This is a genomic window from Carnobacterium sp. FSL W8-0810, assembly GCF_038007125.1.
In the GTDB taxonomy this organism is placed as follows: domain Bacteria; phylum Bacillota; class Bacilli; order Lactobacillales; family Carnobacteriaceae; genus Carnobacterium_B; species Carnobacterium_B inhibens.
On sequence record NZ_JBBOWO010000001.1, the window covers coordinates 561,348 to 573,335 of the forward strand.

General features: G+C 34.2%; 10 protein-coding genes. 4 read left to right on the forward strand and 6 right to left on the reverse strand.

The window, feature by feature from the left end:
• Window positions 1–146: 146 nt before the first annotated feature.
• The 6 genes from gyrA to dnaA form a co-directional block, all read right to left on the reverse strand.
• Window positions 147–2,705, reverse strand: a complete 2,559-nt coding sequence (gene gyrA, locus NST49_RS02745) for a DNA gyrase subunit A (RefSeq protein WP_034538004.1) — start codon at window positions 2,703–2,705, stop codon at window positions 147–149.
• A gap of 23 nt (window positions 2,706–2,728) precedes the next feature.
• Window positions 2,729–4,666 carry a DNA topoisomerase (ATP-hydrolyzing) subunit B gene (gene gyrB, locus NST49_RS02750; RefSeq protein ID WP_034538767.1) on the reverse strand — a complete coding sequence of 646 codons (1,938 nt, stop codon included), beginning with the start codon at window positions 4,664–4,666 and terminating at the stop codon, window positions 2,729–2,731.
• A gap of 2 nt (window positions 4,667–4,668) precedes the next feature.
• Window positions 4,669–5,790 (reverse strand): DNA replication/repair protein RecF, encoded by a 1,122-nt coding sequence (gene recF, locus NST49_RS02755; RefSeq protein ID WP_023176492.1) that lies wholly within the window; start codon window positions 5,788–5,790, stop codon window positions 4,669–4,671.
• Window positions 5,790–6,038 (reverse strand): S4 domain-containing protein YaaA, encoded by a 249-nt coding sequence (gene yaaA, locus NST49_RS02760; protein ID WP_341046890.1) that lies wholly within the window; start codon window positions 6,036–6,038, stop codon window positions 5,790–5,792. Before yaaA ends, recF begins: the two co-directional genes overlap by 1 nt.
• A 265-nt stretch (window positions 6,039–6,303) precedes the next feature.
• Window positions 6,304–7,446 (reverse strand): DNA polymerase III subunit beta, encoded by a 1,143-nt coding sequence (gene dnaN, locus NST49_RS02765; protein ID WP_023176490.1) that lies wholly within the window; start codon window positions 7,444–7,446, stop codon window positions 6,304–6,306.
• A gap of 202 nt (window positions 7,447–7,648) precedes the next feature.
• Window positions 7,649–8,986: a chromosomal replication initiator protein DnaA gene (gene dnaA, locus NST49_RS02770; RefSeq protein WP_023176489.1), complete on the reverse strand. Its 1,338-nt coding sequence runs from the start codon at window positions 8,984–8,986 to the stop codon at window positions 7,649–7,651.
• 624 nt (window positions 8,987–9,610) lie between these two features.
• Between dnaA and rpmH the strand changes: the two genes are divergently transcribed.
• From rpmH to jag, 4 genes are all read left to right on the forward strand, one after another.
• Window positions 9,611–9,745, forward strand: coding sequence for a 50S ribosomal protein L34 (gene rpmH, locus NST49_RS02775; protein WP_007725519.1), 135 nt, complete (start codon window positions 9,611–9,613; stop codon window positions 9,743–9,745).
• Window positions 9,746–9,900: 155 nt separating this feature from the next.
• A complete protein-coding gene (gene rnpA / locus NST49_RS02780; protein ID WP_023179688.1) occupies window positions 9,901–10,239 on the forward strand; it encodes a ribonuclease P protein component in 339 nt (112 codons plus the stop codon).
• Window positions 10,240–10,269: 30 nt separating this feature from the next.
• On the forward strand, window positions 10,270–11,100 hold the full coding sequence (locus tag NST49_RS02785) for a YidC/Oxa1 family membrane protein insertase (protein WP_023179686.1): 831 nt from the start codon (window positions 10,270–10,272) through the stop codon (window positions 11,098–11,100).
• Between the two features lie 35 nt (window positions 11,101–11,135).
• On the forward strand, window positions 11,136–11,933 hold the full coding sequence (gene jag, locus NST49_RS02790; protein ID WP_341046900.1) for an RNA-binding cell elongation regulator Jag/EloR: 798 nt from the start codon (window positions 11,136–11,138) through the stop codon (window positions 11,931–11,933).
• The last annotated feature ends 55 nt before the right edge of the window (window positions 11,934–11,988 follow it).

Genomic DNA, 11,988 nt, shown 5'->3' on the forward strand with positions numbered 1-11,988 from the left:
TAGATTACTCACGTCCGTTTAGTATAGCACAGCCTATTGCAAAAATCAATAGTGTAAACTTATCTGATTCAAAAAAATTATTTTTAGCTTTTTAAGCAACACTCCAAAAAAAGAGAGAGACTAAAAGTCATCTCTCCTTCTCACTATTATTCTTCTGTTAAATCGTCATTTTCTTCTGTTAGATCTGTTTCTTGAATCACATCACTTGTTTCATCAATCTCTACAGATGTACCTTCAATACTATTTTCTAATAGCTCTGAATCCTCTTTTTCATCTTCTGGCTCTACTTTAGCCATTGTCGAAACTTTCACATCATCTGCTACTCGAATCACGCGAACACCTAGTGTTGCACGGCCTGTTTGTGACACTGCAGAGACATTAAAACGAATAATAACACCTGTATTTGTAATCAACATGATATCTTCTTCGCCTTTCACAGTCGTCAGACCAGCTAAGTTTCCATTTTTACTTGTAATATTAGCTGTTTTTATTCCTTTACCACCACGGCCTTTAATCGCATATTCACTAGCCTTAGTTCGTTTTCCATATCCTTTTTCTGTAATAATCAGTACTTCAGAGTCTTCTGTTAACAAATCTACTCCAATGACATAATCATCTTCTCTCAAACGAATACCACGAACACCACTAGCCGTTCTTCCCATATTTCGAACATCATCTTCATGGAAGCTTACAGCATAACCTAAATGTGTTCCAATAATGATATTTTGATTGCCGTCTGTTACAGAAACCGACATCAATTCGTCATCTTCTTTTAAGACGATCGCTTTCAGACCATTGCTGCGGATATTAGAAAATGCTTTTACACTCGTACGTTTAACTGTTCCAAGACGAGTCGTAAAGAAGAGATACATTTCTTCTTCTGCCTCTCCTCGGACATTTATAACAGCTTGTACGGTTTCGCCAGAATCAATTCCTAATAAATTGATAACAGGAATTCCCTTAGCTGTACGTCCATATTCTGGAATTTCGTAACCTTTTGAACGGTAAACTTTTCCATTATTTGTAAAAAACAGCAACGTATCATGAGTAGAACAAGATACTAAGGTTTCTATGAAATCATCATTATGAACACCCATACCTTGTACACCACGTCCACCGCGTCGTTGTGATTTAAATTCGGAACTTGGAAGACGTTTGATATACCCTTTATTGGTTAATGTAATAACCACGTCTTCTTCTTCTATCAAGTCTTCATCTTCAAGACTTAGTACTTCTCCTACCAATAATTCAGTACGACGAGCATCTCCGAATTTTTCTTGAACTTCAAGAAGTTCCGTTTCAATGATCATGTGTACGCGTTCGGGTTTAGCTAAGATATCTGCCATATCTAAAATCAAAGCCATTAATTCATTGTATTCTGATTCGATTTTATCTCTTTCTAAACCAGTTAATCGAACCATTCGCATATCTAAAATAGCTTGTGCTTGTTTATCTGATAAACCGTACGTTTCAATTAAAGTTGTTTTAGCAATATCTCCAGTTTTTGAACCACGTATAATGCGAATAATTTCGTCAATGTGATCTAACGCTATTCTTAAACCTTCTAAAATATGAGCTCGTGCTTCAGCTTTACGTTTGTCATAAGCTGTTCTTCTGCGAATAACCACTTCTTGGTGTTTTAAGTATTCTTCAAGAATGGATTTTAAACTTAATACTTTTGGAACACCGTTTACGATTGCTAACATATTAAAACCAAATGATGTTTGCAGTGAAGTTAATTTATATAAATTATTTAATACAACACTTGCACTTACATCACGTCTAACATCGATCACGACACGCATACCATCACGATCGGATTCATCTGCTAAATCGGTGATACCTTCGATTCTCTTATCTCTTGCTAAATCAGCAATCCGTTCCACTAATCTGGCTTTATTTACCATATAAGGCAATTCGTGCACGATAATACGTTCTTTGCCATTTTTTAATATTTCAATTTCAACTTTAGCTCGAACCATGATCGAACCTTTACCAGTTTCATAGGCTTTTCTGATACCAGATTTACCCATCACTAGTCCCCCGGTTGGAAAATCAGGACCCGGTATAGCTTCCATTAAATCTGCTGTTGTTGCATCAGGATTTTTCATCAAAATGTGTAATGCTGAGATAACTTCAGTTAGATTATGTGGCGGAATATTAGTAGCCATACCAACAGCGATTCCTGTCACTCCATTTACAAGTAAATTAGGGAAACGAGCTGGTAATACGTCTGGTTCGCGTTCTGATCCATCGTAGTTATCGTGGTAATCGATCGTATCTTTATTGATATCGCGCAGCATTTCTAAAGCCATTTTCGTCATACGAGCTTCAGTATACCGCATTGCTGCAGCTCCATCGCCATCCACTGATCCAAAGTTTCCATGACCATCCACTAACGGATAGCGGTAACTCCAATCTTGAGCCATACGAACCATTGATTCATAAATTGCACTATCTCCATGAGGATGGTATTTACCCATAACATCCCCAACGATACGTGCTGATTTTTTATGCGCTTTATCAGGCGTTACGCCTAATTCACTCATCCCATACAAAATACGGCGATGCACTGGTTTTAAACCATCTCGTACATCCGGCAATGCGCGTGCTACAATAACACTCATTGCATAATCAAGGAATGATTCACGCATTTCATGGCTTAGTTCAACATTTTTTATATTTTCTTTAAATTCTTCAGCCATTTTTTATTGTCCTCCTATTTGGATTAAATATCTAAATTCTGCACATAACGCGCATTGTCTTCGATAAATTGACGTCTTGGTTCAACACGGTCACCCATTAACATATCACAACTTTTATCTGCTTCAATAGCATCATCAACAGTAACTTGCAGCATCCGTCTATTTTCTGGATTCATAGTTGTTTCCCATAATTGTTCAGCATCCATTTCTCCAAGACCTTTGTATCGTTGAATAACAGGTTTTGGTGAAAGAGGAATTTCTTTCAAATAATCATCTAATTCTTCATCTGAATCTAAATACGCCATTTTTTTACCTTGACGCACTTGATACAAAGGAGGCTGAGCGATGTAAACATAACCCGCTTCAACTATTGGACGCATGTATCGATAAAATAATGTCAACAATAAGGTACGGATATGTGCTCCATCGACATCGGCATCTGTCATAATAACCAATTTATGGTAACGAGCTTTAGAAACATCAAAATCACTACCGAATCCAGTTCCCATTGCTGTAAATAACGAACGGATTTCTTCATTCGCTAAAATTCTATCTAATGTTGCTTTTTCTACATTTAAGATTTTTCCACGAATCGGTAAAATCGCTTGAAATAGTCTTGAGCGTCCTTGCTTAGCAGAACCACCGGCAGAATCTCCCTCAACGATAAATAATTCGCTGATAGAAGGATCTTTGCTTGAACAGTCAGCTAGTTTACCAGGAAGGTTGCTTATCTCTAGTCCACTCTTTTTACGTGTTACTTCACGAGCTCTTTTTGCAGCTAAACGAGCTCTAGCAGCTAGTAAGCCTTTTTCAACAATTTGACGAGCTACTTGCGGGTTTTCCATTAAAAATTTTTCAAAATGCGCAGAAAATAAGCGGTCCGTAATCGTACGTGCTTCAGAGTTCCCTAATTTGGTCTTCGTTTGTCCTTCAAATTGAGGATCTGGATGTTTAATAGATAAGACGATCGTTAATCCCTCACGCACATCTTCTCCAGTTAGATTTTCTTCGTTTTCTTTAATTATTTTATTCTTTTTAGCATAGTCATTTATCACACGAGTCAATGCTGTCTTAAAACCGAATTCATGTGTTCCACCTTCATAAGTATGGATATTGTTGGCAAAACTCATTAAGTTATTATGGTAACCGTCTGTATGTTGCATAGCTACTTCGATTGTGATTCCTTGTTGTTCACCTTCTAGAAAAATAGGTTCATCATATAAAACAACTTTATTTTCGTTCAGAAATTCGACGTAACTCTTAATACCACCTTCATAGTGGTATTCTAAAAATTGTTTTTTATCTTCGCGCTTATCTTCTATTGTGATTTTTAAGCCTTTATTTAAGAACGCTAACTCGCGTACACGTGTAGCTAATTTGTCAAAGTTAAATTCAACTGTTTCTTTAAAGATCTCAGGATCCGGCACAAAATGGACAGTTGTTCCATGTTTATCCGTTTCACCGATTACTTCTACGTCATGGACAACTTTTCCTTGAGCGTATTGTTGGTGATAAATCTTTTCATCTTTATAAACATAGACATCTAACGTAGTCGAAAGTGCATTAACAACTGAAGATCCAACACCATGTAGACCACCGGAAACTTTGTATCCTCCGCCACCGAATTTACCCCCTGCATGCAGAATCGTAAATACCGTTTCTAATGCTGGACGACCTGTTTTAGCTTGGATATCGACAGGGATTCCACGTCCATTATCCATAACAATAATACTTTCGTCTTTTTCAATACTTAAGTTGATCTCATCAGCAAAGCCCGCTAATGCTTCATCAATTGAATTATCTACGATTTCCCACACTAAATGATGAAGTCCTTCACTACTTGTTGCGCCAATGTACATACCTGGACGTTTACGAACAGCTTCTAGCCCTTCTAGAACTTGTATTTGACTCGCATCATATTCTTTTGCTAAATCTTTTTTGCTTTTTATTTCTTCAGACACACTCATTCACTCTCCATTTCTACTTGGCCGTTATTGATCAGAAAAACTTTTGGCGTATCCAACATATTCTTCTTTATTCCATCTAAACTAGTCGTTGTTAAAAACGTTTGGACTTTATTTTGAATAGCTTTCAATAAATGTGTTTGACGTTCATCATCCAATTCTGATAAAACATCGTCTAGTAATAATACTGGGTATTCACCAGTCATTTCTTTCATCAAATCGATTTCTGCCAATTTAACACTTAATGCCGTTGTTCTTTGCTGGCCTTGAGAACCATAGGTTTGGACATCTTTATCATTCACTTTAAATTTCAAGTCATCTCTATGAGGACCAAATATAGTGGTTCGTTGTTCTAACTCTCTTTGACGACCTTGTTCAAATGCTTTCATCAAATCTGAATAAAGCTGTTCTTTACTCAATTCATTTGTGATTTTCAAACTACACGAATAATCAATTTCAAGTATTTCCTTTTGTTTAGAAATTTCATGGTGAACAGGTTTAGCCCAGTTTTCTAATTTTTTTACAAACGAAAAACGTTCTAACAAGATAGCTGCACCGTATTCAGCTAATTGTTCCGTCAAAATATCTAAAAAAGTTAAATCTTTTTCTTTCTTCATGCTTAGTTGTTTGAGATAGCTATTTCGTTGCTTTAAAAGATGTTGGTATTGTACAAGATGGTGTAAATAAATAGGGCTCATCTGCCCCATTTCCATATCTAAAAATTTTCTTCTAACAGAAGGTGATCCTTTTACCAAAGATAGATCCTCTGGAGCAAATAAAATAACATTTAAATTGCCAATGTATTCACTCAGTTTCTTTTGTTCCAAATGATTAAACTTTGCTTTTTTTCCTTTTTTAGAAATAGAGATTTCAAGTGGAAAAGTAGTATTTTTTTTTTGTATTCTTCCACTTACCCGTGCAAAATCTTGTTCCCATCGTATCGTTTCTTTATCATTGCCTGTTCTATGGCTTCTAGCCATGGCTAATACATAAATAGCTTCCATCAAACTTGTTTTTCCTTGAGCATTTTCTCCTAAGAAAACGTTAATTCCTTCAGAAAAGACAACTTCAGCCTGCTCATAATTACGATAATTGGAAAGATGGATTTCTTTCAATAACATTATTTTTTGTCCTCATTTAATTCAGCTGGACTTTCTGCTTGGATAAAATAAGTTCCTTCATCAGGTATTTCAACAACAGAACCAGGATAGATTTTTTTTCCTCTACGATTTTCAACTTCGTTATCTAAAAGAATTGTATGTTCAGACAAATACCATTTAGCCATACCGCCACTGCTGATAATATCTACATGTTTCAAAAATTGGCCTAATGTAATAAATTCACGATCGATTTTAATTGTTTTTTTCATGTTTTCACCTACTTCTCAATAAAATAAGCGTGGAAATAATCCACGCATAACGTTGCCGCTTATTAATCTTATTATACTCTTTTTTCGTCAATAATACAATTGAATCTAAAAATAACCCTACTATCATCGATTTTAGCTAAAAGATAAAAAAAGACCTTAAATGTTCCATAATTGCTTAAAACGAAAAAAACATGGTTATCTGGACAATAATATAAAAAAACTACTTTCCAAAATATTTGGAAAGTAGTTTTTTGCTTAATCAATCTTAAAAAGTTCGAACTGGAGTGATCAATTGAATAAAATCTTGAGCATTTTCACTAGGAACTAAAATAAATGGTCGTACTGGAGAAGTGAATTTTATTTTTATATCTGTTTGACCAAAAGTTCTCAATGCATCTTTCATATAATCTGGGTTAAATGAAAGTTCAATAGGTTCTCCCTCAACAGATTGGTAATCTAATTCTTCTTTTACATTTCCCACATCAGGAGAATTTCCTGAAATTTCAACTAAATTAGGATTAATTGTTATTTTTACAACGTTATTCTTTCCTTCGTGTGAAAGTAACGATGCTCGCTCAATAGATCCTAATAGTGAACTTGCGTTAAAACTAATTTCAGTAGAGGAATTATCTGGAATCAGACGTTTTGTGTCAGGATAATATCCTTCTAGTAAACGAGAATAAAAATACATGTTTTCGGCTTTAAATAAAACTTGATTTTCAGTGATCATCATTTCAATCGTATCAGAGGTTTCATCTAGTGTGCGGGATAACTCTATCAAACTTTTACCAGGAATAATAATGTTGTATTTTTTATTCGCTTGTTCTTCATTCATTTCTAAAGGAATGACACGTTGACTTAAACGATGACTATCTGTGGCAACGGCTAAGAACTTTCCATTCTCAATAATAATGTTTACTCCTGTTAATATTGGACGACTTTCATGAGTTGAAATGGCAATAACAGTTTGACCGATCACTTGCTTAAATAAATTTACGGGCAAAGTAAATGATTCTGATGTATCAATGATAGGCAAATGTGGATAGTTATTAGGATCTAAACCATTGATTGTAAATGAAGCTGTTGCAGAAGTGATTAACGCTTGGAAATGATCCAATATTTCAATTGTCATTGTTTCTTCAGGAAGTTTTTTTACGATTTCGCTAAAAAAGCGTGCTTGTAAAACAATTCCACCTGTTTTTTCAATGGTCAAGAGATTATCTTCTTCTGATACAGGAATAAACGCTTCAATTGAGATATCAGAATCGCTACCTGTTAGTGTTAATCCTTCATCATTCGCAATGATTTTTAGTCCTGTCAAAATAGGGATAGTTGTTCTAGAAGAAATGGCACGTTGTACATCAGATAAGCTTTTTAAAAAAGCACTTCTTTTTATTGTAAATTTCATTAAATTTACCTCCAAGTATAGTTTAATTTATTTAATAAGTTCTTTAGTAATAGTAGTAGGGCTTGTTGATACTGTGGAAAACTATGACAATCAGTTTATCTAAAAGGTTTTACACATGTGGATAAGTTGTTGATAAAAAAAGGATAAGTCTACTAGTTATGCACATGTATAAAATAAAAAAAACTGCTATTCAGATATTAAATCAGCTTAATTTTTTCTTAATATCGGCTAATTCTTGTTTTAATTGATCATCAGTTGATAAAGCATGGACGATTTTCTCATAAGCATGAATAACAGTAGTGTGGTCTTTTCCACCAAATTCAGCACCAATTTTTGGTAATGAATTTGAAGTCAATTCTCGTGATAAATACATAGCAATTTGTCTTGGTAATACAATCGATTTGATTCGCTTTTTACCTTTAAGGTCTGCAATAGATAATTGGTAATACTTACTGACCGCATTTTGAATGTCCAATATGGTAAGTGTTGATGGTTTTGCTGAAGGCAACATACTTTTTAATGCATCTGCAGCTAAACTAGTTGTAATATCTCTGCTTTCTATTGCTGCATAAGCCTGTACGCGAACCAGTGCACCTTCTAATTCTCTGATATTTGAATCAATTTGGCCAGCTATATAACTTAAGGTATCGCCCGGAATTTCTAAACGTTCAGCATTTGCTTTCTTTCTTAAAATTGCAATTCTTGTCTCCAAATCTGGTGGGGTTATGTCTACTGATAGGCCCCAAGCAAATCTTGAGACTAAACGTTCTTGTAATTTAGGAATTTCATTAGGCAAACGATCACTGGTAAGTACGATTTGTTTACGATCATCATACAAAGCATTAAAGGTATGGAAGAATTCTTCTTGAGTACCTTCCTTATCTGCAAAAAATTGAATATCATCTACTAAAAGTAAATCAACACTGCGGTATTCATTCCTAAATTTTTCTTGTGTTTTGTTTTGGATAGAATTAATAAAATCATTTGCAAATGTTTCACTACTAACATATTTGACGCGTGCATCAGGGTTTAGCAGCAACATTTGATGGCCAATCGCATGCATTAAATGGGTTTTACCAAGACCGACTCCTCCATAGAAAAATAAAGGATTATAAATTGTTCCTGGTTCTTCTGCAACGACTAATGCCGCAGCATGTGCCATTTGATTTCCTTTGCCGATAACGAATGTATCAAAAGTATATTTTGTATTTAATTGTATATCCCTTTTAAATAAAGTTTTTTTAGGAACTTCATTACGAAGAACATTATTTCCATTGGCAGGTGTGTCTTGCTCATTTTTAATAACAAACAATGGAGAAATTTCACGACTAGAGTATTCATATATATTTTCAACAATTCGTGTAGCTAAATTATTTTCCCAATATTCTTTATGTAAAGAAGAAGGGACTTCAATAATAATGTTGTTATCTGTGATACGTATCGGGCTGGCACTCTCTATCCACGTATCGTAGCTAACTTTGGAAAGCGATTCTTTGAATTTTTCTTTTAAAAAATTCCATAATGTTTGTAAATCGTCCAAAAGAGAACCTCCTTATAAAATGTGTCTATGTTATTTTAGCATCTTTATAAAAAGTTTTCCACAAGTAGTTTTTTTAAAGAAAAATTTATACACGGCCTGTAAATAAAGTTATACACAGGTCGAAAACGTCAGTGGATAACTTTATTTATAGACAAAAAATTACGCTGGATTGTGGATAAGCGATAAACTGTAAAAGTTGATTTAATGAGATTTTCAAAACTTATACACAATTTTTAATGCTCGGGGGATAAAGATTTTGCACAGCATGTTCTTATGTGGATAAGTAGGTGATAAGTATGGGATAAGAAAAAAATAAAAAAAGTCGTGCCCAGCTATGTGGATAAAGTTACCCACTTGTGGATATCTTTAATTTGGATGAAAAAATACATCTGAGATCTTAGCAAGCCTTAATAAAAGATAAGAAAATAAAGAATTAAAAAAAGAATTTGCAAAAGAATGTTTCTTATTAAGTAAAAATATGCTATCATACTTGAGTGAATGAATAAAAATAGGGGAATTATGCTTGACAAGACTATTTTTTCTTCGTTATAATAATCTAGACTGTCTTTGGATAATTTTAAAATAGTAATGTGAGAGATAGTTTTTACAGGAGGTGTATCACGTATGAAAAGAACTTACCAACCTAAAAAACGTAAACGTCAAAAAGTACATGGTTTCCGTAAACGCATGAGTACTAAAAATGGACGTAATGTATTACAAAGTAGACGCCGTAAAGGTAGAAAAGTATTGTCTGCATAGATCACTGAACGTTTCAGTGGTCTTTTTTTTTAGGATTTGAATAAAATTACTCAGTAGTTGGTATGTATAAATAGCCAATTAAGGAGTAATTTTATTGCTTATTCGATGAAATAGGAGTGAATTTTACTAATTTAAAGAGATGAGAGGTTATTTTAATGCGAAAAGCCTATCGTGTCAAAAAAGAAACAGAATTTCAAAAAGTTTTTCATCATGGCAAATCATCAGCAAATCGTCAATTTGTCATTTATGTGATCGATAAAAAAGATCAATCCCATTTTCGGGTAGGAATTTCTGTCGGCAAAAAAATAGGAAATGCTGTTATGCGTAATAATGTTAAGAGAAGAATCAGACAAAGTTTAACAGAATTAAAACCGCAATTAAAAGCAGAAAAAGATTTTATTGTTATCGCTCGCCCACCAGTAGCAGATATGACAATGAAGGAAACGAAAAAAAGCTTGCTACATGTATTGAAGCTTGCTAAATTATTAAGATAGAATGTACTTATTTAGAGTGGAGGCTAGGCCGTGAATAAACGTAAGCGATTACTTCTTTTGTTAGGAACAGTTTTATTAGCAGTAGTGTTAGTGGGTTGTGGTACTTCACCCATTACAGAACAAAGCACAGGAATTTGGGATAGATACATTATTTTAAATTTTTCTCGTGTGATTATTTGGTTTTCTAATTTATTTGGTGGAAGTTATGGAATAGGGATCATTATTTTCACATTGATCATTCGATTGATTCTTTTACCTATTATGCACCGCCAAACAAAAAGTACTCAAAAAATGGCAGAGTTACAACCGCAATTAAAAGAATTGCAAACAAAGTATGCTTCTAAAGATACAGATACACAAAACAAATTAAAAGAAGAGACTTCTAAATTATATGCAGAAGCAGGAGTCAATCCTGTAGCAGGTTGCTTGCCTTTATTGATCCAAATGCCAGTGTTAATTGCCATGTATCAAGCAATCAGTCGTACAGATGTATTGAAAACTGGAAACTTCTTATGGATGAACCTGGGAGAACCAGATCATTATTTTATCTTACCAATCTTGGCTGCTGCATTAACATATGGAACGACTAAGTTATCTAGTATGAGCCAAGCAGAGTCAAATCCAACGACAACATCTATGATGTATATCATGCCAGCATTGATTTTATTTATGGGGATCACATTGCCAAGTGCATTGTCACTATACTGGGTTGTAGGTAATGCTTTTTCTGTTGGACAAACGTTATTGTTAAATAATCCTTTCAAAATCAAAAAAGAACGTGAAGAAAAAATAAGAGTTGAACGAGAACGCCAACGAGCTCTTGAAAAAGCGTTGAAACCTAAGAAAAAGAAAAAAAAGTAAATTAAAATAAAAATGTGCAGAATGGAGGTAGGCAAATGAATAAGTATACAGTTAGAGCTGAAACGGTAGATGAAGCTACTCAAAAAGCGTTGAAAGAATTGGGAATCAGTAAAGAAGAAGCTTCTATTAAAGTGGTCGATCAAGGTAGAAAAGGTGTTTTTGGAATTGGTAAGAAAGAGGCTATTGTAACAGTCACAAAAATTGTAGCTGACAACAATGGTAAAGAATTCTTTGGAGAATCGGTTATTAAAGAAGAAATAAAAAACAAACCAACAGATTCAACTCAAGAAATCAAACCTTTAACAGAAGAAACTTCTAATTTAATAGAAAATAATCTTTTGGAAGATGAAACTCTTTCTAAAGAAACTGACAGCGAACAGGATGATGAAGAGGCTATTAAAATGGTATCGGAATATCTTCAAGAAATTGCACAGAAAATGGGTATTTCCAGTACTGTTACTGTTGAAAAAACGAAAGAACAAGTAGTCTTTCATATTGAAACAGAAAAAGCAGGTCTCATTATAGGCAAAAATGGTAAAGTATTGAATGCTTTGCAATCATTAGCTCAAGTTTTACTTCATCGTCATGCTAAAACAAAGTTTGTTGCAATCGTGAATGTTGGCGATTATCGTGAACGTAGAGAAATGGCATTAAGAGAGTTAGCTGAGCGAACTGCTCTGAAAGTCCGTCGTACAAAGCAACCTGTGTTCTTAGAACCTATGCCTGCTTCTGAAAGAAAGCAAATTCATTTTTATTTAAGCAAAGACGAATCTGTGGTCACTCACTCAGAAGGTAATGAACCGCACCGCTACTTAGTGGTTGAATTAAAATAGAAGTGTTTATTAGAATTGAGTCTGCTTTTTGGAGCACGTTTTAGAATAAACATTC

Coding starts and splice junctions, on each gene's coding strand:
- gyrA (WP_034538004.1), bottom strand. CDS start 2,705: ATGGCTGAAGAATTTAAAGAAAATATAAAAAATGTTGAACTAAGCCAT.
- recF (WP_023176492.1), bottom strand. CDS start 5,790: ATGTTATTGAAAGAAATCCATCTTTCCAATTATCGTAATTATGAGCAG.
- yaaA (WP_341046890.1), bottom strand. CDS start 6,038: ATGAAAAAAACAATTAAAATCGATCGTGAATTTATTACATTAGGCCAA.
- dnaN (WP_023176490.1), bottom strand. CDS start 7,446: ATGAAATTTACAATAAAAAGAAGTGCTTTTTTAAAAAGCTTATCTGAT.
- rpmH (WP_007725519.1), top strand. CDS start 9,611: ATGAAAAGAACTTACCAACCTAAAAAACGTAAACGTCAAAAAGTACAT.
- rnpA (WP_023179688.1), top strand. CDS start 9,901: ATGCGAAAAGCCTATCGTGTCAAAAAAGAAACAGAATTTCAAAAAGTT.
- jag (WP_341046900.1), top strand. CDS start 11,136: ATGAATAAGTATACAGTTAGAGCTGAAACGGTAGATGAAGCTACTCAA.